The organism is Burkholderia sp. IT-111MI5 (genome assembly GCF_949752865.1).
Taxonomy (GTDB): domain Bacteria; phylum Pseudomonadota; class Gammaproteobacteria; order Burkholderiales; family Burkholderiaceae; genus Burkholderia; species Burkholderia pyrrocinia_C.
The window spans coordinates 1-26,125 of sequence record NZ_CATKIF010000073.1 but is presented as its reverse complement, the minus strand read 5'-3'; the positions used below and the strand labels follow the sequence as shown (position 1 = coordinate 26,125).

23 protein-coding genes and 1 riboswitch are annotated in these 26,125 nt (G+C 67.0%); of the genes, 12 read left to right on the top strand and 11 right to left on the bottom strand.

What is annotated here, in order from left to right; all coding sequences use genetic code 11:
- Positions 1 to 22 precede the first annotated feature (22 nt).
- On the top strand, positions 23 to 1,291 hold the full coding sequence (locus tag ACM6JT_RS34605) for an NAD(P)/FAD-dependent oxidoreductase (protein ID WP_414858151.1): 1,269 nt from the start codon (positions 23 to 25) through the stop codon (positions 1,289 to 1,291).
- 115 nt (positions 1,292 to 1,406) lie between these two features.
- The gene (locus tag ACM6JT_RS34600; RefSeq protein ID WP_034180911.1) at positions 1,407 to 2,081 is read left to right on the top strand and encodes a TetR family transcriptional regulator; all 675 of its coding nucleotides are present in this window, start codon (positions 1,407 to 1,409) and stop codon (positions 2,079 to 2,081) included.
- A gap of 65 nt (positions 2,082 to 2,146) precedes the next feature.
- On the opposite strand, the gene ACM6JT_RS34595 is transcribed toward ACM6JT_RS34600, so the two are convergent.
- Entirely contained in the window at positions 2,147 to 3,934 is a 1,788-nt protein-coding gene (locus ACM6JT_RS34595; protein ID WP_414858150.1) for a phospholipase D-like domain-containing protein, read from the bottom strand.
- Positions 3,935 to 4,039: 105 nt separating this feature from the next.
- The gene (locus tag ACM6JT_RS34590) at positions 4,040 to 4,798 is read right to left on the bottom strand and encodes a DeoR/GlpR family DNA-binding transcription regulator (RefSeq protein ID WP_034180913.1); all 759 of its coding nucleotides are present in this window, start codon (positions 4,796 to 4,798) and stop codon (positions 4,040 to 4,042) included.
- A 216-nt stretch (positions 4,799 to 5,014) separates the two neighbouring features.
- Here ACM6JT_RS34590 and ACM6JT_RS34585 point away from each other — a divergent pair, with 216 nt between their 5' ends.
- The 3 genes from ACM6JT_RS34585 (at position 5,015) to nadE (ending at position 7,462) form a co-directional block, all read left to right on the top strand.
- Positions 5,015 to 5,200, top strand: coding sequence for a hypothetical protein (locus ACM6JT_RS34585; RefSeq protein ID WP_006480515.1), 186 nt, complete (start codon positions 5,015 to 5,017; stop codon positions 5,198 to 5,200).
- 239 nt (positions 5,201 to 5,439) lie between these two features.
- Complete coding sequence (locus ACM6JT_RS34580) at positions 5,440 to 6,309, top strand: DMT family transporter (protein WP_034180914.1); 870 nt, start codon at positions 5,440 to 5,442, stop codon at positions 6,307 to 6,309.
- Positions 6,310 to 6,556: 247 nt separating this feature from the next.
- Positions 6,557 to 7,462, top strand: coding sequence for an ammonia-dependent NAD(+) synthetase (gene nadE / locus ACM6JT_RS34575; protein WP_105393486.1), 906 nt, complete (start codon positions 6,557 to 6,559; stop codon positions 7,460 to 7,462).
- Between the two features lie 77 nt (positions 7,463 to 7,539).
- Here nadE and ACM6JT_RS34570 read toward each other — a convergent pair whose 3' ends face one another.
- The 3 genes from ACM6JT_RS34570 to ACM6JT_RS34560 form a co-directional block, all read right to left on the bottom strand.
- Positions 7,540 to 9,216, bottom strand: a complete 1,677-nt coding sequence (locus ACM6JT_RS34570) for a S10 family peptidase (RefSeq protein ID WP_111018937.1) — start codon at positions 9,214 to 9,216, stop codon at positions 7,540 to 7,542.
- Positions 9,217 to 9,289: 73 nt separating this feature from the next.
- Entirely contained in the window at positions 9,290 to 10,882 is a 1,593-nt protein-coding gene (locus ACM6JT_RS34565; protein WP_414858149.1) for a S53 family peptidase, read from the bottom strand.
- A gap of 256 nt (positions 10,883 to 11,138) precedes the next feature.
- Positions 11,139 to 11,759, bottom strand: a complete 621-nt coding sequence (locus ACM6JT_RS34560; protein WP_034180917.1) for a LysE family translocator — start codon at positions 11,757 to 11,759, stop codon at positions 11,139 to 11,141.
- A 134-nt stretch (positions 11,760 to 11,893) separates the two neighbouring features.
- On the opposite strand from ACM6JT_RS34560, the gene ACM6JT_RS34555 reads away from it, so the two are divergent.
- Positions 11,894 to 12,358: an Lrp/AsnC family transcriptional regulator gene (locus ACM6JT_RS34555; protein WP_414858148.1), complete on the top strand. Its 465-nt coding sequence runs from the start codon at positions 11,894 to 11,896 to the stop codon at positions 12,356 to 12,358.
- 57 nt (positions 12,359 to 12,415) lie between these two features.
- On the opposite strand, the gene ACM6JT_RS34550 is transcribed toward ACM6JT_RS34555, so the two are convergent.
- Positions 12,416 to 13,327, bottom strand: a complete 912-nt coding sequence (locus ACM6JT_RS34550; protein WP_034180919.1) for a LysR family transcriptional regulator — start codon at positions 13,325 to 13,327, stop codon at positions 12,416 to 12,418.
- A gap of 139 nt (positions 13,328 to 13,466) precedes the next feature.
- Here ACM6JT_RS34550 and speB point away from each other — a divergent pair, with 139 nt between their 5' ends.
- Positions 13,467 to 14,423: an agmatinase gene (gene speB, locus ACM6JT_RS34545; protein ID WP_034180920.1), complete on the top strand. Its 957-nt coding sequence runs from the start codon at positions 13,467 to 13,469 to the stop codon at positions 14,421 to 14,423.
- A 54-nt stretch (positions 14,424 to 14,477) separates the two neighbouring features.
- The gene (locus ACM6JT_RS34540) at positions 14,478 to 15,803 is read left to right on the top strand and encodes an MFS transporter (protein ID WP_414858147.1); all 1,326 of its coding nucleotides are present in this window, start codon (positions 14,478 to 14,480) and stop codon (positions 15,801 to 15,803) included.
- Positions 15,804 to 15,998: 195 nt separating this feature from the next.
- On the opposite strand, the gene metE is transcribed toward ACM6JT_RS34540, so the two are convergent.
- Positions 15,999 to 18,293 (bottom strand): 5-methyltetrahydropteroyltriglutamate--homocysteine S-methyltransferase, encoded by a 2,295-nt coding sequence (gene metE / locus ACM6JT_RS34535; protein WP_414858146.1) that lies wholly within the window; start codon positions 18,291 to 18,293, stop codon positions 15,999 to 16,001.
- 127 nt (positions 18,294 to 18,420) lie between these two features.
- Here metE and ACM6JT_RS34530 point away from each other — a divergent pair, with 127 nt between their 5' ends.
- Positions 18,421 to 19,329: a LysR family transcriptional regulator gene (locus tag ACM6JT_RS34530; protein WP_034184974.1), complete on the top strand. Its 909-nt coding sequence runs from the start codon at positions 18,421 to 18,423 to the stop codon at positions 19,327 to 19,329.
- Positions 19,330 to 19,351: 22 nt separating this feature from the next.
- Here the strand turns inward: ACM6JT_RS34530 and ACM6JT_RS34525 are convergent, their stop codons facing one another.
- Both ACM6JT_RS34525 and ACM6JT_RS34520 read right to left on the bottom strand, forming a co-directional pair.
- Positions 19,352 to 20,080: a CbtA family protein gene (locus tag ACM6JT_RS34525; RefSeq protein WP_414858145.1), complete on the bottom strand. Its 729-nt coding sequence runs from the start codon at positions 20,078 to 20,080 to the stop codon at positions 19,352 to 19,354.
- A gap of 13 nt (positions 20,081 to 20,093) precedes the next feature.
- Positions 20,094 to 20,303: a CbtB domain-containing protein gene (locus ACM6JT_RS34520; RefSeq protein WP_034184976.1), complete on the bottom strand. Its 210-nt coding sequence runs from the start codon at positions 20,301 to 20,303 to the stop codon at positions 20,094 to 20,096.
- A gap of 32 nt (positions 20,304 to 20,335) precedes the next feature.
- Positions 20,336 to 20,472: riboswitch (cobalamin riboswitch) on the bottom strand.
- A gap of 52 nt (positions 20,473 to 20,524) precedes the next feature.
- Between ACM6JT_RS34520 and ACM6JT_RS34515 the strand changes: the two genes are divergently transcribed.
- From ACM6JT_RS34515 to ACM6JT_RS34505, 3 genes are all read left to right on the top strand, one after another.
- Entirely contained in the window at positions 20,525 to 21,112 is a 588-nt protein-coding gene (locus tag ACM6JT_RS34515; RefSeq protein WP_414858144.1) for a histidine phosphatase family protein, read from the top strand.
- A 180-nt stretch (positions 21,113 to 21,292) separates the two neighbouring features.
- Positions 21,293 to 22,885, top strand: a complete 1,593-nt coding sequence (locus ACM6JT_RS34510; protein ID WP_105393479.1) for an inorganic phosphate transporter — start codon at positions 21,293 to 21,295, stop codon at positions 22,883 to 22,885.
- A gap of 294 nt (positions 22,886 to 23,179) precedes the next feature.
- Positions 23,180 to 23,923, top strand: coding sequence for a 2OG-Fe(II) oxygenase (locus ACM6JT_RS34505; protein WP_414858143.1), 744 nt, complete (start codon positions 23,180 to 23,182; stop codon positions 23,921 to 23,923).
- Between the two features lie 276 nt (positions 23,924 to 24,199).
- Here the strand turns inward: ACM6JT_RS34505 and ACM6JT_RS34500 are convergent, their stop codons facing one another.
- A complete protein-coding gene (locus tag ACM6JT_RS34500) occupies positions 24,200 to 25,624 on the bottom strand; it encodes a DHA2 family efflux MFS transporter permease subunit (RefSeq protein WP_414858142.1) in 1,425 nt (474 codons plus the stop codon).
- The coding region (locus ACM6JT_RS34495) for a hypothetical protein (protein WP_414858141.1) at positions 25,617 to 26,125 on the bottom strand (509 nt) is incomplete at its 5' end. The genes ACM6JT_RS34500 and ACM6JT_RS34495, both read right to left, overlap by 8 nt.

The following is a 26,125-nucleotide window of genomic DNA, read 5'->3' as shown; positions in this document are numbered from 1 at the left end:
CCGTTACGAGTCATCGAATCGAATGCAGAACTTCTACGAAGCCACCGTTACCCGCCAGCCCTACCCGCAACTGACCGGCCCGATCGACACGCAGGTCTGCATCGTCGGCGGCGGCCTCGCCGGCCTGTGCACGGCGCTCGGCCTCGTCGAGCGCGGCGTGCGCGACGTCGTCGTGCTCGACAGCGAACGGGTCGGCTTCGGCGCATCGGGCCGCAACGGCGGCTTCGTATTCGGCGGCTACAGCCTCGACAACGCCGACCTGCTGCGCACGCTCGGCCGCGACGAAGGGCGCCGGCTGTACCGGCTCACCGTCGATGCGGTCGACCTGATCCGCGCGCGGATCGCGCGCTACGGGATCGACTGCGACATCGTCGATGAGGGCGTGATGCTCGCGAACTGGTTCGACGATCCTTCCCGGCTCGACAGCGTGCGTACGCTGATGAAGCGTGAACTCGGCGTCGACTGGGAACCCGTGTCGACGGACGCGCTGCGCACGCGGCTGAAGACGCAGCGCTATTACGGCGGCCTGTTCGAGCCGAACGCATTCCACTTCCATCCGCTCAAGTACGTGCTCGGCGTCGCGGCGGCCGCATCGCACGGCGGCGCGCGCGTGTACGAGCGCTCGGCTGCGCTCGGCATCGCACGCGAAGGCGCCGGGTACGTCGTGCGCACGGCGCAGGGCGCGGTGCGCGCGAAGGACGTCGTGTTCGCCGGCGGCGGCTACGCGCGCGGCGTGTCGCCGCGCATCGAACGCGCGGTATTGCCGATCGCCACCTACGTGATCGCAACCGAACCGCTCGGCGCGCGGCTGCCGGACGCGATCGACGCGCCGTACGCGATCTACGACACGCGTTTCGCGTTCGACTATTACCGCCCGCTGAAGGACACGCGCATCCTGTGGGGCGGCCGGATCTCGGTGCTCGACCGCGGCCCCGACGCGATCGCTCGCCTGCTGCGGCGCGACCTGCTGCGCGTGTATCCGCAACTCGAAGACGTGAAGGTCGACTACGCGTGGGGCGGGCTGATGAGCTATGCGCGGCACAAGATGCCGCAGATCGGCCGCGACGCGGACGGCGTGTGGCACGCGATCGCGTTCGGCGGCCACGGGATGGCGCCGACCACGGTCGCCGGCGAAGCGCTCGCGGCCGCGCTGGCCGAAGGCCGGCCGGTGCCGGACGGCTTCGCCGCGTTCGGGCTCACGCGCACGTTCGGGCTGGCGGGCCTCGCCGCCGCGCAGCTCACGTACACGGCATATCAGGCCCGCGACGCGCTCGCGTCCTGCCGCCGCTGAGCGCCCCGCGGCGGCCGCAACTGCCCGCCGATTAGAGCGGAAGGTCGGCAGGACGCGGATTTCCCACATGCTAGAATGCCTCGTCCAAGCCGCCGCGAAGCCAGAACAAATTCACATGAAAGCAGGAAGCAAGGCCGCCACGTCCGAAAGCCGCGCGCTTGCGTCCGACGCGCGGCGCAAATACGATCCCGAGCAAACCAAGCGCAACATCCTCGATGTCGCCACGCAGGAATTTTCCGCGATGGGCCTCGCCGGTGCGCGCGTCGACGCGATCGCCGAGCGCACGAACACGACGAAACGGATGCTCTATTACTACTTCGAAAGCAAGGAAGGCCTGTACGAGGCCGTGCTGGAGAAGGTGTACGGCGACATCCGCGCGCTCGAGCAGGAACTGCACGTCGGCGACATGGAGCCGCGCGAAGGCATGCGCCGCCTCGTCGAATTCACGTTCGACTATCACGACAAGCATCGCGACTTCGTCCGCCTCGTGTCGATCGAGAACATCCACGGCGCGAAGTATCTCGAGCAGCTCAAGTCGTTCAAGAACCGCAACGTCAGCATCATCAAGACGCTCGAGGAACTGGTCGAGCGCGGCGCGGCAAGCGGCGCGTTCCGCAAGGACATCGACGCGTTCGACCTGCACCTGCTGATCAGCTCGTTCTGCTTCCACCGCGTGTCGAACCGCTACACGTTCGGCGCCGCGTTCGGCCGCGACCCGTCGGCGCCGCGCCTGCGCGCGCGGCATCGCGACACGATCGCCGACGCCGTGCTGCGCTACGTCGCCGCGTAAGCGACGGCTGCCCGGGCTCCCGGGCAGCGTACCCCAGGGCACGAAGCAACCGTGCCCTTCTCGCTTCAATCCGTCGGCGCGGTCGACGCCAGCGCGATCCGCGCCTTTTCTTCCGGGCTTCCCGCCACGTAATACTTTTTCGCCCAGCTCGAATCGGGCGCGAGCGCGAGCCGCGCATGCGTGCCCGTGCCGGCGCCGTGCTGCTTCGCACTGATCGCCAGCGCCCGTGCGCGATAGTGCTCGTAGAGCCGCAGGAATTCCGCCAGATAGATCGCCGCGATCCGCTTGTCGCGAATCTCGAGCAGGTTCTCGTCGTTGTACTGCTCCGAATTGCGGCTCATGTTCGCCGAACCCGTATACACGACCGGATTCGCGCCTTCCGCATCGATCACGATGAACTTGTGATGGATCACGACGGGCGGATAGGCCGGCGCCGGCTCGCCCGGAAACTGCCGCAATTCCGGCTCGAAGCCCTGCGGCACCGTCGCCGGCGAGAAGTACTCGGCATCGATCACGTCGTGGTTGTCGCGGCTGCGGTGATACAGCTCGAGGTTCGCGAGCGTCGCCGCATCGAGCGGCTGGCCGGCCTGCTGCGCGGCATCGGCCTTCGTCGCGCTGCCGATGTTGATCTTGTTCACCAGCCCGAACATCATCAGCCCGCGGTCGCCGGCCGCGAAGCACGCGTCGCGCAAGGCCGCGTCGGTCGGCATGAACAGGCAGAACGACACCGAATGCTTCGCCGCCGCGATCGCGGCGACGATCGTGTCGATCTCGGTGCGCTGCCCCGCCGGTTCTGGCGAGAACGCCAGCCGCACCTGTGCGCTGCCGATCGTCATCGGCGCCGACCAGCCCGGCGACAGCCGCGCCGTCTCCGCGATCGACGGATTGCCGGCCAGCGCATGCGCGCGATCGTTGTACAGCGCAGCAAGCGCGGGCGAGTCGAATGCGTGCAGCACGTTGGTCTGCTCCGTCAGCCCCTCGGTCGTGAAGTTCGCGGAACCGGTCAGCACGCGTGCGGGCGCCGGGTTCGACGGCGCATCGGTCACGATGAACTTGTCGTGCATGATGTGCGTCCTGTCGCGCGGCGCGAGCATCGCAAGCCCTTGCAGCGCGTCGACCGCCGGCTGGTTCGGCGACGGCAGCGGCGGCTGGCCCTTGCGCGCCGTCATGTGCGCGTCGTAGACGATCGCGAGCGACGCGTCGCCGTGCTTGCGCCCGAACGCTTCGAACGCGGGCAGCGCCCACAGCGTGTCGGTCAGGTGATAGACGACCGACGCCGCGCGCGACGCAGGGTCGAGCATCTCCGCGAACACCTGCTCCATGTCGTTCGCGAGCCACGTGCGCAGCTTCAGCGCCTGCGCATCGCTCGGTGCCGCATGCGGCGCGAGCCCCAGCGCCGCGACCTGCTTCGCGAACGCCTGCGAGCTCACCACCGCGCGGTTGAACCACGTGCCGATGCCGTCCTCGATATGCGCGGGCAGCACGACGTCGCACACGCCGGCTTGCGCGTCGAGCACCTGCAGATTGTCGGGCGTGCCGACGACCGGATAGACGTCGTAGCGGAACGACGCGCCGCGGTCCTGCGGATCGATGCGCGCGTCCCACCACATGAATTTCTGGATCGGCGCCTGGTCGGTCGGCGCATCGCCCTGCGTGTCGGCGGCCGGGCCGTCGAACGTCAGCCGATTCGGCAGCCAGCTGTCCGGCGCGCGCGTCTTGCCGTCGGCCGACCAGAAGCCCGGCGTGCGCCGGATCGCGAAGCCGAGGAAATCGTTGCGCGACTGCGCATCGGCCCAGTCGAAGGCCAGCAGGACGAGAGTGGGGGAAAGATAGCTGCGCACGCTGACGGTCATTCGTTGCTCCCTGGCCGCGAGGCCGGTCGAAATGAATGGGTCAGTGTCGGCAGAGGTTCTTCCCGCAGGATGACGGTCCGATGAACCTTGTATGTCGGAAGCGCGTCAGTCGCACACGAGCAGTTCGATCCCGCGCACGGTCAGTGCGCGGCGCACGGCCTTGTCGGGTGCGCGTTCGGTCACGAGATAGCGCGCGGCCGCCGCGCCGTTGATCCGCACCGGCGTCACGCGGCCGAATTTCGAATGGTCGGCGACGATGATCGCCGTGCCGGCCGCCGCGATCATCCGGCTGCGCACTTCGGCCGCGATCCGCGAGTAGTCGGTGCACTCGCCGTCGGCCGTGATGCCGCCGGCACCGACGAACGCGAAATCGACATGGTATTGCGCGAGCTGGTGGATCGTGTCGAGCCCGAAGGTTGCGTCTTCGTCGTCGGACAGCTCGCCGCCGAGCAGCGTCACGCGGTTGCCGTTGCGCCGCGCGAGCACGAACGCGGTGCGCCAGTCGTTCGTGTAGATCGACAGCCGGTGCCGGTCGGCGAGCGCAAGCGCAACCGCATGCGGCGTGCTGCCCGAATCGATCAGCACCGATGCGTCGTCGGGCACGAATTCGGCCGCGCGCCGCCCGATCGTGCGCTTCGCTTCGGCGTTCGCGGCTTCGCGCTCGGACAGGCTCGGTTCGCGGCGGTCGGCGGCCAGCGCACCGCCGTGCGTCATCACGAGCAGGCCGCGCGCGGCGAGCGCGTTCAGGTCGCGCCGCACGGTTTCGCGCGACACGTCGAGCGAGCGCACGAGTTCCGCGACCGACAACGCGCCCGACCGTCCGAGCTCCGACAGGATGTATTGATGACGTTGTTCCGCCAGCATCGCGTGTGCGCCCGGGGCGACTGGTAATGGGTAAGCTGGCCATTGTATTACGGCCGCTTTACCGGTATTTGACTGCGGCGCGAAACGCGGCCGGGCGGCCGGCCGCATTCCCCGAAAGCGAAATTCTGTATTGCCTGACGCGCGCGAATCGGCACGCCGCCGGTTGCTACACTTTGCGCTTCGCCGAACGACAGACCAAGCAAAGGGGCTCGCACCATGTATCGCAAAGGCAGCGTGATCGAAATCCAGTTTCCGCCCGAACGACTCAACGATGCGGCCGGCGATCCGTACTGGATCGATCTGACGCTCGACGAGGCGCGCCGGCTCTACGAGCAGCTCGCCGCGCGCTTCGCGACCGACGCGCGCGCCAACCAGCCGCTCGACACGTTCTCGATCGACTGATCTCCGCAGCTTCGCGCTTGCCCGCACCGCAAGCGGTGCGGCGCCCTTCCCGTCCGCGCCCCGCTCGCGCCCGCCGATAGCCGGCCCGCGGCGGAAGCCGGATGCCCGGCACCCAACGACCGTCGGCGCATTCGCACGATGCGCGGTCCGAGTGCAGGATTCGACAAGACGCCGGTGCCGCTTCCCGCGATACTGGCCGACTTTACGGTTCCGTCCGGCCGCATCGCGGCCCGCCTCGCATGCTTACCTCGATCGTCGCCGCCGCTTTCGTCGCGCTGTGGTCCACCGGCTTCATCGTTGCACGGGCAATCAAGCCCTACGCCGATCCCAACCTGTTCCTGCTCGCGCGTTTCGCGGGTACGGCCGCGCTGTTCGGCGCGGTTGCGCTCGCCGCGCGCGCGCCGTGGCCGGCCCGCCGCGAGTGGCCGCGCCACCTGATCGCGGGCGCGCTGCTGCAGGGCGTCTATCTCGGCGCGAGCTACTGGGCCGTCGCGCAAGGGTTGAACGCGGGCGTGATGGCGCTGCTCGGCGCGCTGCAGCCGCTCGCCACCGCCGTGCTCGCCGTCCCGCTGTTCAACGAGCGCCTGCCTGCGCGCGGCTGGTTCGGGATGGCGCTCGGGCTCGCCGGCGTCGCGCTCGTGCTGGCGCCGAAGGTCGCGGGCGGCGTCGCGCCGCCGCCGGGTGCGGCGCCTGCGTGGTTCGTGGTCGCCGTATCGGTGCTCGCGGTCGGGTCGATCACCGCCGGCTCGCTGTACCAGAAAGGCAAGCTCGCGCAGAGCGACCTGCGCACCGCGGTCGCCGTGCAGAACTTCGGCGCGGCGATCGTCGCGGCGATCTTCGTCGTGCTGCTTCATGAAACGCGCTGGATCGGCGCGCCGGCGCTGTGGGTGTCGCTCGTGTGGGGCGTCGTGTTCCTGTCCGGCGGCGCGGTCACGATGCTGATGTGGATGCTACGGCGCGGCAACGCGGCGCGCGCGACGTCGCTGCTGTTCCTCGCGCCGCCGCTTGCCGCGCTGCAGGGTTACCTGCTGTTCGGCGAAACGCTCGCGGCGATCCAGCTGTTCGGCTTCGCGCTCGCGCTGGCGGGCGTCGTGCTCGCGCGGCGCTGACGCGGGCGCACATGCGCGCGGCCGTGCGGCCGCGCCGACGCTTGCCGGCAAGCTCAAACTCATCGAAGCCGGCCTCACGGCCCCCCGTCCCGCGGCATCCCGCACCCGCCCGGCGCACCATGCACCACGGCGACGCAGCGCGTCTCGCCGAAGCAACGCCAGACGGCCGGATCGCACGCCCGGCGCGGCGCCCCGCCGCGATTGCGCTTATGATGGGCGCCTTGCATTTCGTTCCGGAACCACCTTCATGACATCCGCCGATTACGCCAGCCGCCAACGCGCGATCATTGCCGAACTGAACGTCGCCCCGCACTTCGACGCCGAGGCCGAGATCGCCCGCCGCGTCGATTTCCTCGCGCAATACCTTCGTTCGACCGGCCTGCGGACCTACGTGCTCGGCATCAGCGGCGGCGTCGATTCGTCGACGGCCGGGCGGCTCGCGCAACTGGCGGTCGAACGCCTGCGCGCCGACGACTACGATGCGCGCTTCATCGCGATGCGTTTGCCGAACGGCGTGCAGAACGACGAAGCCGATGCGCAGCGCGCGCTCGCGTTCGTGCGCGCGGACGAGGAACTGACCGTCGACGTGAAACCGGCCGCCGATGCGATGCTCGGGTCACTGGTCGCATCCGGCCATGCGTTCGACACGCCCGCGCAACAGGATTTCGTGCACGGCAACATCAAGGCGCGCGAGCGCATGATCGCGCAGTACGCGGTGGCCGGCGCACGGCGCGGCATCGTGATCGGCACCGATCACGCGGCCGAATCGCTGATGGGTTTCTTCACGAAGTTCGGCGACGGCGGCGCGGACATCCTGCCGCTCGCGGGCCTCAGCAAGCGCCGCGTGCGCGCAGTTGCCCGCGCGCTCGGCGGCGACGAAGCGACCGTGATGAAGGTGCCGACGGCCGATCTCGAGGAACTGCGCCCGCTGCGTCCCGACGAGCACGCATACGGCGTCAGCTACGACGAGATCGACGATTTCCTCGAAGGCAAGCCGGTCAGCGACCATGTGTACGAAACGGTGCTGCGCTTCTACGACGGTTCGCGCCACAAGCGCGCGCTGCCGTACACCCTGTTCGACTGGCCGACCGCGCAAGCCGGCCACCCACGCGAAAATACCGCCGCGTCGCAATCCGGCGCTGCGGCCGCGTGACCGGCCAGCCCCGCGCCGGAACCTGACCGCCGCGCGCACCGTAGCGGCGACGCGCGGCAACCAAACGACGGGCAACGCTACGCGTGCCCGCCCGTCTTCTTCGCCTGCAGCGCGCGAATCCGCATCCGCGCGCCCGTATCGCTGACCGTCGCGTCGTACATCGTCGCGAGATCGCGCTTGAGCGCGGTGCGCGAACCGCCGTCCAGATACACCATGTGCCCCGACGGATAGAACCGCGCGGACAGGTTCTGCCGCACCTTCTGATCCTCGAGCGGCATCTGCTGCAGGTCGATCACGGTCTGGTAGAACGGCGTGACGAAATCGTACAAGCCGTTCGCCGACAGCACCTTCAGGTCGACGTTCAGCGCCATCACCGCGGCGAGATCGCCGGCCGTGTAGAGGATCACGTTCCCCTGCGCATCGATGCCCTGCTGCGCGCCGGTCGGGTCGATGTGGCCGAAATCCCAGTTCCGGAACGCCTGGTCGTTCAGGTCCGTGAACGCGGAATTCGACGTGAACTTCAGTTGCTCGTTCAGGTAGCTGTTCCACATCGCCGTATAGACACCCGTCACGGCCGTCATCGTCGGATCGTTGCCGCCCGAGTTCGGGTCGATCTTGCCAGCGATGCCCGTCGAGATCGCGGTCACGCGGCCGTCGTACGAACCGAGCGAGAGCCCCTGCGCATGCAGCAGCGTCGTCAGGAACAGCGAATTGCCGCGCGCGTCGTAGCCGGCGATGTCGAGGCTCCACGATTGCAGCGTCGCCGTGTCGATGCCCGTGTATTGCGACAGTTTCTGCACGGCGGCCGGGTCTGCATGCGGAGCCTTGCGCAGCGCGTTCAGGTAGTCGGTGCGCGAAAACTGCGCGACTTCCTCGACGAACGCGCCGAGATCGGCCGGCGCCGGCGTGACGCCGAGTTTCTTGTGATACCACGCATCGGCCGCGGCGGTCGGCAGCGCGCCGACCGGGTTGCCGGCCTGCCGGTAGTCGAGGATCGACGATTGCAGCGTGACGCCGTTCAGGTCGACGCCGTCCTCGTGCAGCTTGTACGCGAGCACGCAGCTGCGCGCGGTGCCGTACGATTCGCCGAACAGGTATTTCGGCGAATTCCAGCGGTTGTTCTTCGTCAGGTAGCGCTTGATGAACTGCTTCAGCGAATCCGCGTCCTGGTCGACGCCCCAGAAGTTGCGGTTCTTGTTCGGCGCGACGGCCGCCGAATAGCCGGTGCCGACCGGGTTGATGAACACCAGGTCGCTGTGGTCGATCATGCTGTCCGGGTTGTCTTCCATCTGGTACGGCGCGGGCGGCGTGAAACTCGGCATCGACGTCTTGATGCGCTTCGGCGCGAACGAGCCGAGCAGCACGAACACCGACGACGAACCGGGCCCGCCGTTGTAGAAGAACGTCACGGGCCGCGTTTCCTCCTTCGCGCCGTCGGCCGTGAACGCAACGTAGAAGATCTTCGCGGCCGGCTGCGAACTGCTCGGGTCGACCGTCACGAGATGGCCGACCGTCGCCGTGTACGCGATGCGCTTCCCGTCGATCAGGATCGTGTGATGCGTGATCGCGGCCGCTTCGGTCGTGTCGGTCACCGAATCGTCGGGGCCGTTGCCGTACGCAACAGGATCGAAGAACGGCTGGTCGCGGCCGTGGCTCAGCGCGACCGGATTGATGGTCGGCGGCACGCCATGCGAATTGTGGTCGCCGTGATGCAGCGGATACACGCCGCCGGAAGATGCGGAATCGATGCCCATCGTGCTGCTCCTGGAGGTGAAAAAAGACGCGGGCAGGACACCCGCGTCGAACGAAAAGGCGTGTGCCGACGCGTCAGCTCGACGGCTTGCGCGCGAGAATCGCGGCGAGCTGCGCGCCGTCCGGGCTGCCGAGGCCCGTGCATGCGTCCCAGCCCGACGCGGCCGCATACGTGCCGTTCGATCCTTTCGTGATATCGCGCAGCGCGCCCGGATTCTTGTACAGCACCGGATTGACCCAGCCGGCCGATGCGCCGGCCACCGCATTGATCCGCGCGATCAGCGCGGCCCACAGCGGCGCGACCGCGCTCGTGCCGCCCATCACGGTAGCCGTGCCGGCGACCGATACCTCGTAGCCCGTCTGCGGCGACGCATCGCCGGCCACGTCCGGCACGCCGCGCTTCGCGAGCGGCGTGCGGCTGCCGTCGGCGCGCGTGACGGCGAGCCCCTGCTGCCACGCCGGCAGGTCGAACAGCGTACTGACGCCGCCGCCGCCCGCGCCGCCGCCCGACGCCTCGTCGTTCCACGTGACCTCGCTGCGGATGCCCTGCCCGGGCAGCGCGTCGAGCTGCGTGCCGCCGCAGCCGAGCACGTACGGGCTCGATGCGGGGAAGTCGACGTGATCGGCGCCGTCCTGCAGCCCGTCGCCCGAGCCGCTGTCGCCCGACGCCGCGCACACGGTGATCCCCTGCGCAGCCGCCGCCTGCAGCACGCGATTGAACGCCTGCGCCGACTGCGCCTGCCAGACCGCTTCCGCGCCGCCCCAGCTGATCGAGATCACCGACGGCTTGTTGGTCTTGTCGTTGACGGCCGCGTTGACGGCCTGGATGAAGCCCGCGTCGCTGTTCGGTGCGAAGTAGACCGCGATTTTCGCGGCCGGCGCGATCGCACCGGCGATCTCGATGTCGAGCGCGACTTCGCCGTCCGGACCGTTCGGGTCGCCGGACGGCGCGTTGCGGCCGGTGCCGACGTTCACGTCGACGAGCGTCGGCGGCGTCTTGATGCCGAGCCCGCTGAAATACTGCCGGATATCGGCCGCGCGGTAGCCGCCGCCGAGTTCGACGATCGCGATGCACTGCCCGGCGCCGTCGCCGGCCGGGAAGCCGTACAGCGACGCGAGCTGGACCGGCGTGAACGTGACGCCCGCCGTACCGCCGCGCGCGGGCCTGAACGGCGGGCGCAGCCGGAAGTGCGGCCGCGCCTGCGGGCGGCTGTCGAGGCCGAGCACGGCCGTGACGGCGTCGCCGAGATCGTCGGGCAGCGTGATCGGGCCCGAGCGGCCGCGATACTGGCCGATCGAACGATGCTCGAAACGCTCGAGCTTCACGCCGAACGCCGCTTCGAACTGCTGGATCATGCCGGACAGCACGACGACGCTTTCGACGGGATCGACGCGATCGACCGTCAACTGGTGACGGCGCGCGAAGTCCTCGGTCTTGCGGATGTCGTCGGGATTGGCGGAGAAACGCTGCGCGAACGCGTCGCGCGACAGCGGTTTCGCCTGTGCGTCGCCGGTGGCGAGCTGCTGGACCAACGTATCGAGTTGCCCTTCTTCCTGCCGCCGCAACATGATCGTGACGTGGATGCGTTCTGCCGGATCGCACGGGCCGAGGCACTTGGACTCGGCGACGATTCGGGGTTCACGGTCGGCGTGAAGATGCCTTGCCATGTTCAGACCCTCCTTGGTACCGCGTTGCACGGAACAGCCAGGAAATCGGACATAGCCGGCGGAAGTCGGTTCCGTTCGGTCAGTCGGTTCGCAGCAGCGCGAAATTAAAAGGAGTTTAGAACAGTCAGATGATTTGCGCGCACGCCCTTCTGCGGCGGGGGATGCACACGAAGGCCGGCATTGCGCGCGGCCTGCGCCGATCGGCGCAGCGGCACCGCGCGGCCCGTCGACCTGCGCGGCGGCAAGGCAGCGGCGCTCAGTCCATCGACAGGCGCAGCGCGAAACCGATCAGCGCCGCGGAAAACGTCCAGCGCTGCACCGTCTGCGCGAGCGGATGCGCGCGCATCCACGCCGCGATGCGCGACGCGCCGAACACGCAAGCGAGGTCGAAGCACACGCCCGCCGCGACCAGCAGCGCGCCGAGTTCGAGCATCTGCCAGACGACCGGCCCGGCCTCCGGCCGCACGAACTGCGGCAGCAGCACCGAGCAGAACAGCAGCGCCTTCGGGTTCAGCAGGTTCGTCAGCAGTCCCTTCACGAACGACTGCCGCAGCTCGCCCGCCGCCGCGTCGCCTTCGCCGAGCGCGAACACCGGCGAACGGAACACCTGGATCGCGACATACGCGAGATAGAGCGCGCCGCCGTAGCGAATCACCTCGTACAGCCACGGCGCGCTGCGGATCAGCGCCGCGACGCCGCATGCGGACAGCGTCACGTGCGCGCTGCGCGCGAGCGACAGGCCGGCCGCCGCCGCCATCCCCGGCCGCACGCCGCGGCCGATGCTGGTCTGCAGCACGAGCGCCATGTCAGGCCCCGGCACCGCATAAATGGCCGCCAGCGCGGCGAGATAGATCAACAGCAAATGCGTGGAAATCATGTTCTGCCCCCGTCCTTCAATGACGATATGTTGCCGCTGAAGAAGGAGGGATTATTGGCCATCTTTGGCCCTGAATTGGCGATTCATAGCGGAATCCGCCACAATCTCAAAATCAGAACAAGGATTCCGCCAATATGACCGAACTCGACAAAACCGATCGCGCGATCCTCGCTGCGGTGCAGCGCGACGGCCGCGTGCCGATCGCGCGTCTCGCCGAATCCGTCGGCCTGTCCGAGACGCCTTGCGCGCGGCGCCTCAAACGTCTCGAAAGCGACGGCTACATCGAGCGCTACCGCGCGCAACTGTCGCGCCAGGCGCTCGGCTTCGGCGTCGTCGCGTTCGTGCTGGTGCGGTTCGCGACGCACGACCGCAAGGTCGCCGACCGGTTCGAACGGGAAGTGCTGGGCATCGAGCGGATCCTCGCGTGCCACAACGTCGCGGGCACGGCCGACTACCTGCTGCAGGTGGTCGCGCGCAACCTCGACGACTACGGCACGTTCCTGCGCGACTCGCTGCGGATGCTGCCCGGCGTGACGTCGATCGAATCGGCGCTGTCGCTGCGCGAGGTGAAGCACGACGCGGGGTTGCCGGTGCCGTGATGCGCGCGGCGGTCCGCGCCGATGTAACGCTCGTTCACATTGCCGGCGGCGCCGGCGTCACGCGATGTCCGGCGCCTGGTGCGCGCGTTCGAGATCCTCGAGAAACGCCTCCACGAGCGGATCACCGCGCCCGTTGCGCGCGACGACCATGTGGAACGTCACGTCGTAGCGCAGTTGCTCCGGATTGAGCGGCGCGAGCAGCCCCTGCGCGACGTACGGCGCCGCGAAGTGCTGCGGCAGGTAGCCGAGGTGGTGGCCGGACAGGATCAGCAGCGCGACCGCCTCCATGTTGTCGGCGGTCGCGGTCACGCGGTCGGGCGTCGTCGACAGTTGCGCTTCCGGCAGCGGATACGAGCGCCACGCCCATTCGAAGCCCGCGACGTCGGCCGGCGTCAGCGTGCCGGCGCCGTCGAACAGCGGATGGCCGCGGCCGCAATACGCGACCTGGCGCTCGATGAACAGCGGCGTGTAGTGCAGCGACGGCACGCGGTGCCAGAAGTAGCCGACCGCGATCTGGATCTCGTCGCTCAGCAGCTTCTCCTCGAGATCGCCCGGCGCGCGCACGGAGATCGAGAAGCGCACGGCCTCGTCGCGCGTGCGGAACGCGGCGATCGCCTCGGCGATCCGCGCGTTCTGGCTCACCGGCGTATGGCCGATCAGGCCGATGTTCAGCGTGCCGACCAGCTGGCGGTCCATGTGCCGCGCGGCCATCCCGAATTCATCGAGCGCCGCGAGCAGCTTGCGGCTCATCGCATGGAACCGTTCGCCCTTCGGCGTGAGCCGGAAACCGCTGCGGCCGCGCTCGCAGAGCCGGTAGCCGAGCCGCGTCTCGAGCGACGCCAGCTGCGCGCTGATCGTCGACTGCCCGACGTTCAGCACGGCCTGCGCGGCCGATACGCCGCCCGCGTCCGTGACCGCGAGAAACACGCGGATCAACCGCAGATCGAGGGTCGACAGATTCCCCAGCACGCTCTTCCCCTTCCATACATCGATGAAGATCGATGTTAACGTCGATATCTTCGCATTCTTCTTTCCCGGCGGAGCGCGTAAAACTGTGCGCCAAGCCGCGTCGAATGATACGGCAACCCCACATCGGAAGAGGCGCCCCATGAACGACCACACCCATTTCCAGCCGCTCGGCGGCAATGAAATGCCGCGCTGCGGCGGCATCGCGACGATGATGCGCCTGCCGCACGTGGCGAGCGCCGAAGGCCTCGACGCATGCTTCGTCGGCGTGCCGTTCGACCTCGGCACGTCCAATCGCACCGGCGCGCGCTTCGGCCCGCGCCAGATCCGCACCGAATCCGTGCTGCTGCGCCCGTACAACATGGCCACGCGCGCCGCGCCGTTCGATTCGCTGCAGGTCGCCGACATCGGCGACGTCGCGATCAATCCCTACAACCTGCACGATTCCATCGCGCGTATCGAAGCCGCGTACGACGCGATCCTCGAGCACGACTGCAAGCCGATCACGCTCGGCGGCGACCATACGATCGCGCTGCCGATCCTGCGCGCGATCCACCGCAAGCACGGCAAGGTTGCATTGATCCACGTCGATGCGCATGCCGACGTGAACGACACGATGATGGGCGAAAAGATCGCGCACGGCACGCCGTTCCGCCGCGCGGTCGAGGAAGGCCTGCTGCACGGCGACAAGGTCACGCAGATCGGCCTGCGCGGCACCGGTTACGCGGCCGAGGATTTCGACTGGTGCCGCGAGCAGGGCTTCCGCGTCGTCCAGGCCGAGGAATGCTGGAACAAGTCGCTTGCGCCGCTGATGGAAGAAGTGCGCGCCCGAGTCGGCGACACACCCGTCTACATCAGCTTCGACATCGATGGCATCGATCCGGCCTACGCGCCGGGCACCGGTACGCCGGAAATCGCGGGCCTCACGGTGCCGCAGGCGCTCGAGATCATCCGCGGCGCGAAGGGGCTGAACATCGTCGGCTGCGATCTCGTCGAGGTCGCGCCGCCGTACGACCCGTTCGGCACCACCGCGCTGCTCGGCGCGAACCTCGCGTACGAGCTGCTGTGCGTGCTGCCGGGCGTCAAGTACCGCGACTGATCCCGCGCCGCCACCTATTCCAAATCAGAGGATTCCAGAGGAGCACACACAAAGATGGGGACTTCCGTCAAGCAACCGAAGCGGGCGGCGCTCGCTTCGTTCGTCGGCACCACGATCGAGTGGTACGACTTCTATAGCTACGCGACCGCCGCCGCCATCGTGTTCGGGCCGCTGTTCTTTCCCGGCGAAAACCGCTTCGTCAGCCTGCTCGCATCGTTCGGCTCGTTCGCGGTCGGCTTCTTCGCGCGGCCGCTCGGCGGCGTGATGTTCGGCTATCTCGGCGACCGCTTCGGCCGCAAGCGCTCGCTGCTCGCGACGCTGATGCTGATGGCCGTGTCGACGGTCGCGATCGGCCTGCTGCCGACCCATGCGCAAGCCGGTGTGATCGCGCCGATCCTGCTCGTGCTGATGCGCGTGCTGCAAGGCATCGCAGTCGGCGGCGAATGGGGCGGCGCGGTGCTGCTCGCCGGCGAGCATGCGCCCGAAGGCAAGCGCACGTTCTTCGCGTCGTTCGCGCAGCTCGGCAGCGCGAGCGGCCTGATCCTGTCGATGCTCGCGTTCGGCGCGATCAGCACGCTGTCGAAGGACGACATGATGAGCTGGGGCTGGCGCGTGCCGTTCCTCGCGAGCGCCGTGCTGCTGGTGGTCGGCTTCGTGATCCGCGCGAGCGTGTCCGAGTCGCCCGAGTTCGAGGAAGTCAGGAAGAGCGGCAACACCGCGCAAAACCCGCTGCGCGAAGCGCTCAAGTACTGGCCGCTGCTGCTGCTCGCGATCGGCGCGAACGTGTACGGCATCGCCGGTGTGTATTTCAGCAACATCTTCATGATCAGCTATGCGACGCAGTTCCTGTCGCTCGACCGGTCGATGGTGCTGCATTGCATGGCGATCGTCGCGGTGCTGCAGTTCGTCGTGCAACTCGCCGCTGCATTCCTCGCGCAGCGTTTCGGCACCACGCGCGTGCTGCTGATCACCGGCGCATGGGCCGCGATCGTCCCGTTCGTGATGCTGCCGCTTGTGCACATGGGCACGCCGCTGTCGATCACGGTCGGCGTCGGCCTCGCGACGCTCGCGGAATCGGGCTACTACTCGGTGGTCGCGGGCTTCGTCAGCGGCATCTTCGTCGCGCGGATCCGCTATACGGCGATCTCGATCGCATACCAGGTGTGCGGCGCGCTCGCCGGCGGCCTCACGCCGCTCGTCGCGACCATCATCGCGCAGAACGTCGCGCCGCAATGGTGGCCGCTCGCGATCCAGTATACGAGTGCCGCGATCCTGTCTTCGCTGTGCGTGTGGCTGATCTCGCGCCGCGTCGGCATCGACGATGCGGGTGCGCCCGGCAAGGCGAACGAGCCGCTGCCGCGCGGCGCGCGCACCGCGTAACGTCCGCAACGGGCAGGCTGCTTCACTCGCCTGCCCGGTCGTCGCATGCAAGGGGCGGCGCAACCACGCCGCCCTTTTTCATTTCCCCGCCGAAAGGCCGAGCGCACGGTGAGCATCGCGTTGCGCTTGTCGCCGAACCCGCTGCAGAACCGGCCGTGCGGACGGACGCAGTCGTCGCGACAGGCGCAGCGCTTGCTATTGCACCTGGCTGCGCAGCGCCTTCGCCGCCGCGACCATGTTCGTCAGCGCCGGAATCACTTCCGCCCACTGGCGCGTCTTCAGGCCGCAATCCGGATTCACCCACAGACGCTCCGCCGGAATCCGCTCGGCCGCCTTCTTCATCAGGCCGACGATGTGATCCTGCGTCGGGATGTTCGGCGAATGGATGTCGTACACGCCCGGCCCGATCTCGTTCGGATACCTGAAGCTGTCGAACGCGTCGAGCAGCTCCATGTCCGAGCGCGACGTCTCGATCGTGATCACGTCCGCGTCCATGTCGGCGATCGACGCGATGATGTCGTTGAACTCCGAATAGCACATGTGCGTGTGGATCTGCGTATCGTCCTGCACGCCGTTCGCGGTGATGCGGAACGACTCGACCGCCCACTTCAGGTACTCGCTCCATTGCGCGCGGCGCAGCGGCAGCCCTTCGCGCAGCGCGGCCTCGTCGATCTGGATCACGCGCACGCCGGCCTTCTCGAGATCGAGCACTTCGTCGCGGATCGCGAGCGCGAGCTGGTAGCACGACACCGAGCGCGGCTGGTCGTCGCGCACGAACGACCAGTTCAGGATCGTCACGGGGCCGGTCAGCATGCCCTTCATCGGCTTGTTCGTCAGCGACTGCGCGTACGCGATCCATTCGACCGTCATCGCCTTCGGGCGGCTGATGTCGCCGAACAGGATCGGCGGCTTCACGCAGCGCGAACCGTATGACTGCACCCAGCCGAACTGGCTGAACGCGTAGCCGTCGAGCTGCTCGCCGAAGTATTCGACCATGTCGTTGCGCTCGGCTTCGCCGTGCACGAGCACGTCGAGCTCGAGCGACTCCTGTTCGCGGACGCTGCGTTCGATTTCAGCCTTCATCGCCATGCGATAGCCGGCTTCATCGAGCGCACCTGCCTTGAACTGGCTGCGCGCCTGGCGGATTTCGGCGGTCTGCGGGAACGAGCCGATCGTCGTCGTCGGGAAGGCCGGCAGGTTCAGTCGCGCCGACTGCTTCGGTGCACGCTGCGTATACGGGCTCACGCGGTTGCCGAGCTGCGCGTCGATGCGTGCGATCGCAGCCTTCACCGCCGGGTTGTTCACGCGCGGCGAGCGGCGGCGCGAATCGATCGCGGCGGCGTTCGCGGCAAGCGCATCGGCCACCTTGTCGCGGCCTTCGTTCAGCGCGGTCGCGAGCACCTTCAGCTCGTCGAGCTTCTGCAGCGCGAACGCGAGCCACGAACGGATCTCCGCGTCGAGCTTCTCCTCGCTCGCGAGATCGACCGGCACGTGCAGCAGCGAGCACGACGGCGCGAGCCACAGGCGATCGCCCAGTTGCTTCGCGAGCGGCTCGAGCCAGTCGAGCGTCGCGTTCAGGTCCGTCTTCCAGATGTTGCGGCCGTTGATCGCGCCGACCGACAGCACGCGCTCGGCCGGCAGCTCGCGCACCAGAGCGTCGATTTCGTCGCGTGCATTGATCGCGTCGACATGCAGCCCGTCGACCGGCAGCGAGCTCGCGAGCGTCAGGTTGTCCTGAAGCTGGCCGAAGTACGTGGCAAGCAGCAGCTTGACGCGACGCGTCTCCAGCACCGCATAAGCAGTGCGGAACGCCTGCCGCCATTCGGCGTCGAGCTCGGTGACGAGAATCGGTTCGTCGATCTGCACCCATTCGACGCCCTGCGCGGTCAGCGTGTCGAGCAGCGCGCCGTACACGGGCAGCAGCTTCGGCAGCAGCGCGAGACGATCGGAATCGTCCTTCGCCTTGCCGAGCCACAGATACGTGACGGGGCCGATGATCACCGGCTTGGCATTCACGCCCTGCGCGTTCGCCTCGGCCAGTTGCTGCAGCAGGCGCGACGGGTCGAGCGAGAAGTTCGTGTCCGCGTGGAATTCCGGCACGATGTAGTGATAGTTCGTGTCGAACCATTTCGTCATTTCACCGGCCGCGACGCCACCGCAGCACGCCGCATGCTCTTGCGCCGACTGCGCCGAACGGCCGCGCGCAACACGGAAATAGTTGTCGAGCACGTCGCCGTGGAAAGCCTGCACGCGCTTGGGCAGGTTGCCGAGCATGAAGCTCATGTCGAGCACCTGGTCGTAGAACGCGAAATCGCCGATCGGCGCGAGATCGAGATCGCGCTGTTCGTTCCAGTGGCGCTGGCGCAATTCGGCGCCGAGCGCCTTCAGCTCGTCGCGCGACGATTCGCCCTTCCAGTAGCGCTCGAGACCGAACTTGAGTTCGCGCTTCGCGCCGATGCGCGGAAAACCGAGGTTGTGTGTCCTGACCATGAAGCTGCCGTCCAGATGAAATAGAAGATCCGGCAGCCATGATAGGGATTTCAAACCATGAAATAAAATGGCATTATTTCATTCATCCATTAAATTCACTCATGCATCCGTAGCGCGAGCGATATCCATGCTGGAACGATTCCATCTCGTCGTCATTCGTGAAGTCGAGCGCCAGGGCTCGCTGACCGCAGCCGCCAATGCGCTGCATCTCACGCAGTCGGCGCTCAGCCACACCGTCCGGAAAATCGAGCAGCAGCTCGGCACGCCGATCTGGGATCGTGAAGGCCGCGGCCTGCGGCTCACGCAGGGCGGGCACTATCTGCTGAAGCTCGCGAACCGGCTGCTGCCGCAGTTCGAGCTCGCCGAGGAGCGGATGAGGCAGTACGCGAAGGGCGAGCGCGGCACGCTGCGCATCGGGATGGAGTGCCACCCGTGCTATCAGTGGCTGCTGAAGGTCGTGTCGCCGTATCTGTCGCGCTGGCCCGACGTCGACGTGGACGTGAAGCAGCGCTTCCAGTTCGGCGGCATCGGTGCGCTGTTCGGCTATGACATCGACGTGCTCGTCACGCCCGATCCGCTGAACAAGCCGGGCCTGCGCTTCGATCCCGTGTTCGACTACGAGCAGGTGCTGGTGGTCGCCGACTCACACCGGTTCGCAAATGCCGATTACGTGACGCCCGAGCAACTGACCGACGAGATCCTGATTACCTATCCGGTCGAAACCGACCGGCTCGACATCTACAACCAGTTCCTGACGCCGGCCGGCATCGTGCCGAGGCGCCACAAGTCGATCGAGACGACCGACATCATGCTGCAGATGGTCGCGAGCGGGCGCGGCGTGGCCGCGTTGCCGAGATGGCTCGCCGACGAATACGCGGACCGGATGCCGGTCGTGCCGGTCAAGCTCGGCAAGCAGGGGATCGCGAAGCAGATCTTCCTCGGCATCCGCGAAGCGGACGCATCGATCGACTATCTGGCCGCGTTCGTCGCGCTGGCGCGCGAATCGACGTGGAGCGCGCCGCGCATGCTGCGCTAGGCGCGCCCCGTTGCAATGCGCGTCAGGCGGCGCGCATGCCGATGCGTTCGCCGCGCTCGACCCAAGCGCCGAACAGCAGGCCGATCGTCGTCCACATGATCGCCTGCATGCCGATGGCCGCGACGCGGAACTTCCACAGCACGTCGGCCGGGAACCCGGCCGGCACTTCGTTGATCGACGGCAGTCCGAACTGCACGGCCGCGATGATCGCGATGAACACGAGCCCCGCGACGATCGACGCATTCCATTGGCCGAGCTTCGCCAGCAGATGGCGGCGCACGCTGACCGAGAACGCCATCGTCGCGATCGAGATCGCGATCATCAGGAAGAACAGGCCCGTGCGATGGCCGATCGTGTCGGGATCGCCGACCGACGGCGGATTGGCCGGGTACTTGATGTTCGGCACGATCACGAGCGCGACGAATGCCGCCAGCGCAAGCCACGCGGCCAGCGGCCGTGCCGGAAGGCGGCCGCCTCGCCCGTATGCATACGCAAAGACCAGCGAGAACAGCCCGCCGAATGCCGCGCCGTAGGTCACGACACCCGTCAACAGGCCGAGGCCGGCCTGCGTGTCGCGGCTGACCAGCTCGTGCTCGTGCTCCGGCACGTCGCCTTTGGCGGCCTCGAGCTTTTCTTCAAAGGAAATCGCCTGATCGACTTGCGGTTCGCCGACGATTTTCGCGAAACCGAACGTGAGGAGGCCCGCGGCGATGCCTGCGAGCATCCCGCGCATGAGCAGCTTTCCGACCATCGTGTACTCCGCGTCAGTGGCAGGGAAAGCCGAGCAGATGGCGGCCGTCGTGGACGAATTCGTGCACGTACATGCCCGGCACGAGCGACGTCGCGCCTTGTTCCGCGCCGACGAAATAGAGTGCGAGCAGCAGCATCAGGCCGACGAACACGGCCCACGGCAACAGTTCACGGACGGGGATGGGTGCCGGCACGACAACCGGCTTCAGCACTGCTTCGCTCATGGATGCACCTCAGGGGAATCGCGCCCCGACAAATGTTGGATGGGTACGAAGGCAGGTCTGGCTTCCGGGATCGGGATTCCCCGGTTACAGTGGCGCGACCGCGCCGGAATTGCACCGGCTTCCGCGTTTCGTATCGGGCGAATTGTACGCGCGAAAGTCCGCGTATTGAAGTGAAGGTCGCGGACGACCGCACACCCGCCCCGGCCCATCCGAAAACCGACATGAACATGCATGCCTCGCTGCGCCTGATCGCACACGCATCGACCCGGGCGATGCGCACCGGCGCGTTTCCCGACGACGATCTGCTCGACGCACACGGGCTCGCGGACGCCGCTGCGCTGCGCGCCCGGTGGACAGGCGTCGCCGGCTCGCTCGTGCTGTGCAGCCCCGCGTGCTGCGCGCGGCAGACCGCCGATGCGCTCGGGCTGCATGCCGACGTCGACGACGCGCTGCGCGACATCGACTACGGAAACTGGCGCGGCAAGCGGCTGCACGACCTCGCGCGCGACCTGCCGGACGAACTGGGCGCATGGATCGCCGATCCGTCTGCGTCGCCGCACGGCGGCGAATCGTTCGAAGCCGCCGTTCGCCGCGTCGGAGCATGGTTGAACGCGCTGCCGCCCGGCCGCGACATCGTCGCGATCACGCATGCGGCGATCGTTCGCGCGGCCGTCGCACACGCACTGCGGATGGATCCCGACGCTGCAACCCGCATCGACGTCGCGCCGCTGTCGTGCACGACCTTCGTTGCGTCGCCGCACGGCTGGGCGTTGATGACGAACGACGATCGGCGCGACACCGATGCGTAAGTCCCAGCCGTGTCGTGTTCACTATGTGAGCCACGATACGGGCCGACGTGTCGCATCTCGGTCGCATGCCGACGTTCACCTTACGCCGCCGTAAGACAACCCGTTCGTCATCCCGATTGTCATCAAACTGACTGCTGCCCGCGGCTAGGATCGGACGCGGTTCCCTCACGAGATACCGTCATGAATCAACCTGCTTCGTCCGCCGCGAACAATCGCGGCTCCTTCGAGCGCAACCGGCAGGTCGGCTATGCCTTCTTCCTGCTGGTGCTCGCGATCGGCGCCGTCTATATCGCCACGCACCTGATCGACGATCTGTCGCCGGTCCGCGAAGGATCGCTATTCCCGTACCTGATGCTCGGCGCCGCGCTGCTGATCGCGCTCGGCTTCGAATTCGTCAACGGTTTCCACGACACCGCGAACGCGGTCGCCACCGTGATCTATACGCACTCGCTGACGCCGAACGTCGCGGTGATCTGGTCCGGCATGTGGAACTTCCTCGGCGTGATGGTTTCGAGCGGCGCAGTCGCGTTCGGCATCCTGCAGTTGCTGCCTGTCGAGCTGATCCTGCAGGTCGGCAGCGGCGCGGGCTTCGCGATGGTGTTCGCGCTGCTGATCGCCGCAATCGTCTGGAACCTCGCGACATGGTATTTCGGGTTGCCTTCGTCGAGCTCGCATACGCTGATCGGCTCGATCATCGGCGTCGGGCTGATGAACCAGTTGATGCACGGGCCGTCGGGCACGAGCGGCGTCGACTGGGGCCAGGCGCTCGGCGTCGGCAAGTCGCTGCTGCTCTCGCCGATCGTCGGCTTCCTGTGCGCGTCGCTGCTGCTGCTCGTGCTGAAGGCCGTCGTGCGGATTCCCGAGCTGTACAAGGAGCCGCCGAAGGATCAGCCGCCGCCGTTCTGGATTCGCTGCCTGCTGATCCTGACCTGCACGGGCGTGTCGTTCGCGCACGGTTCGAACGACGGGCAGAAAGGGATGGGCCTCATCATGCTGATCCTGATCGGCACGGTGCCGACCGCGTATGCGCTGAACAAGGCCGTTACGCCTGCCGAATCGCAAACCTTCGTTGCGGTCGCGAACCAGGCCGCCGCGACGTTCGGGAAATACACGAATGGCGTCGCGCCGTCCGCGAACCCGCGCGCCGACGTCGAGCACTACGTGCAGCGTCGCGAGCTGACGCCCGCCGTGCTGCCGGCCGTACAGCAGTTGTCGACATCGCTCGCGACCGCGGTCGGCACGTCGGGCTCGATGGCAGCCGTGCCGCAGCGCGACGTCGACAACGTGCGCAACACGATGTATCTGGTATCCGAAGCAATTCGCCTGATCGAGAAGTCGGGCCAGCCCGCGCTTGCCGCCGACGACAAGCTCGCGATCGACAACTATCGCAAGCAGCTCGACCACGCGACCAAGTTCATTCCGACCTGGGTGAAGGTCGCCGTTGCGATCGCACTGGGCCTCGGCACGATGGTCGGCTGGAAGCGGATCGTCGTGACCGTCGGCGAGAAAATCGGCAAACAGCATTTGACGTACGGACAGGGCGCGTCGGCCGAACTCGTCGCGATGCTGACGATCGGCGCCGCCGACGTGTACGGGCTGCCCGTTTCGACGACACACGTGCTGTCGTCGGGCGTCGCGGGCACGATGGCGGCGAACGGGTCCGGGTTGCAATGGAGCACGGTGCGCAGCCTCGTACTCGCGTGGGTGCTGACGCTGCCGGCGTCGATCGCACTTGCGGGCGGGCTCTACTGGTTGTTCCGGTCGCTGGCCTGATCGGGGCCACTGCGGGTGGCCGGCGGAAGCCGGCCGCCTGCTGTTGAAGATTCGACCCTCGCTTCTTCGCTTCCGTGCTCCGACGTCGACACATTCGCGTGCGCCCATGCCACGTCGCGGCTTTCCCCCTCTTCCTTTTCCGAATTGGAGCGCAAGATCTGGAGCGCGCCGGCGCAGGAACGTCGCTAGACTGGGTTCATCAACTTTTATCGTGGACTCAACCGCGCACGCGATGTTTCCTGAGTATTCCGCGCGACCGCACGGCGCCACACTACTGACAAACGAGGTACGCCCGTGAACATCGCCGATCTGCAACCTGCCGTCGAATCGCTGGACATCGCGCAACGCGTCGACACAGTCGACTGGACGACCGTCGATGCCGAACTCGATCGCTACGGATCTGCGCGCGTGCCGGGCCTGATCTCGGCAAGCGAGTGCGATGCGCTCGCATCGCTCTATGCGCGGGATGCGCTCTATCGTTCACGCATCGTGATGGCGCGACACGGATTCGGGCGCGGCGAATACAAGTATTTCGCCTATCCGCTGCCTGCGATCGTCGCCGAGTTGCGTGCGACGATCTATCCGCATCTCGCGCCGATCGCGAATCGCTGGAACCAGGCACTCGGGATCGACGTTCGCTATCCGAAAGACCATGCGACCTTCCTCGATCGCTGCCACGCGGCGGGACAGACACGACCGACGCCGCTGATCCTGCAATACGGTGCCGACGACTACAACTGCCTCCATCAGGACCTGTATGGCGAGCACGTGTTTCCGCTGCAGGTCGCGATCCTGCTGTCGGCGCCGGGCCGCGATTTCACCGGAGGGGAATTCGTGTTGACGGAACAGCGGCCACGCATGCAGTCGCGTGCGGAAGTGGTGCCGCTGACGCAAGGCGACGCAGTGATCTTCGCCGTGCACGGCAGGCCCGTGCAGGGAACGCGCGGCGTCTATCGCGTCAATCTGCGCCACGGCGTAAGCCGGATCAGAAGCGGCCATCGCCACACGGTCGGCATCATCTTCCATGATGCGCAGTGACGGTAATCGGGACGAGCGCGATATGGTCGTGCGGTTGATCACGCCGACGGGTTCGCGCGGTAAACACCGCGCGTCTGTCACGCCAGTCGCGTGTAATCGTTCCGCGGACGTTACGGCCACGCATCGCCGCGCGATCTGCCCGCTCGTCCACTTTGACGGATGACAGCTTTCGCTCCCCGTCAGGTCATCCCAGCCAAGACGATTCGACGTTGCTGGCGAGCGACAGGAAACCAAAACACTCACCTGTCGCGACACAAACGCGATTAGCAGTCCGTCCTACCCTCGCGCCACATTCGCCCGCAGCCGATCGCCTGCATCGGAGGCCAATCGCGCGTAGCCCGGCAACGTCAGCAGTGCGAGCACGCCCGCTGCGACGAATGCCCAGCGGAAATCGTCGAGCACGTAATGCATGCCGGCCACATCGCCACGCACCAACGCCGCGAGCCGCAGCGACAACGCGCCGAACGCGATCCCCATCCCGATCGTCATTTGTTGCGCAGCGCTCCACAACGTGCTGGCCGCGCTCGTCTGGTGAGCCGGGATATCCGCATAGGCCAGCGTCGCGAGCGTCGTGAACTGCATCGACCGCGTCAGCCCGTAGACGAACACGACGAACAGCGTGATCGTCAGCGGCGTCGATGCGGTCAGCCAGCCGCATACGATCATGAAGATGCCGACGAGCGTCACGTCGACGAGCGCGACGCGCCGGAAACCGTAGCGGTCGAGGATCCACGACGTTCCCGCCTTCATGCCGAGATTGCCGAGCGCACTCGCGAGCAGCAGCAAACCGGACTGGAACGGCGACAGCCCGAAACCGATCTGAAACAGCAGCGGCAGCAGGTACGGCACGGCGTTGATCGCCATCCGCGTGATCGAGCCTGTAATCACGGTCACCGAGAACGTCGGCACCTTCAGCGTTGTGAAATCGAGCAGCGGATGCACGCAACGCCGCGCATGCAGCCACGCGGCCACGCCGAACAACACGCTCGCGCCCACCAGGACGGCCGCGCGTGTGAAGTGGACATCCTGCTGGCCGGCCGCCTCGGTACCGATCAACAGACAGGTCAGTGCTCCGCCGGCCAGCACGAAGCCGACCCAGTCGAGCGGCCGCTGCTCGGCGGTCCGCGTGTTCCGGACGATCAGCCAGGTACAGACGAGCGCGGCGATGCCGAACGGGACGTTCAACAGGAAGATCCATCGCCAGGACGCATAGGTGGTGATGAAGCCGCCGATCGGCGGCCCGACGACGGGCGCGACGATGCCCGGCCACGTGATCGTCGCGATCGCACGCATCAGCTTTGCTTTCTCGGTGCTGCGCACGACGATCATCCGTCCGACCGGCACCATCATCGCCCCGCCGACACCCTGCAGCAGCCGCGCAGCCGTGAACGTCACCACGCCATCGGACAGCCCGCACAGCACCGACGCGCCCGTAAAGACGACGATCGCGCTGGCGAACACGGTGCGCGATCCATATCGATCCGCGATCCAACCGCTGATCGGGATGAACACTGCAAGCGCAAGCATGTAGGCCGTCATCCCAAGGCTCAGCGCATTCGGCCCGACGCCGAACGAATGCGCCATTTGCGGCAGCGCGGTCGCGATCACGGTCGTATCGAGGTACTCCATGAAGAACGTTGCGGCGACGAGGTACGGCAAGAAGTCGGTCGTCCGACCACCTTGGGCAGAGCTGTCAGTCATGAACGGTGCAGGAGACGGAATGCGGAAAACACCGACCGCCAATAGGTGCAGACAAGCACCGGGATCGGGGGCGAATGGCGATATTACCCTGAAGGGCTTTACCTTCGCTTCGCCGACTCATGTCACACGAATGGACTTTATGCGCATAGATTTCGGGGACGGTTTCGTGCTGCGCTCGCCGAGTGACGTCCTCGGACAGGTCGAGGCGAAGCATGGGAGGATGGATGTCTTTCGCAGAAACACGCCATTTATCGAGCATCATCGATGAACGTCGCCCATCAGCGACCATTACAACATCACCTTTGAATGTGCCGAAGTGCGCTAAGCACCGGCTGAAGGTGCATCGATACGATGCGTAGAAGAAGACACCTGAAAAATTCAGCGGCGCAGAACTGCGGATCGCTCGAGAACGGTAGCTGCGCAAATCGATGCCTTCGGCACTCCGGCTCTGGCTCCGACTGCGCTGCCATTGCTTGGCCGTCCCCGCATTTCCGCCGCTGA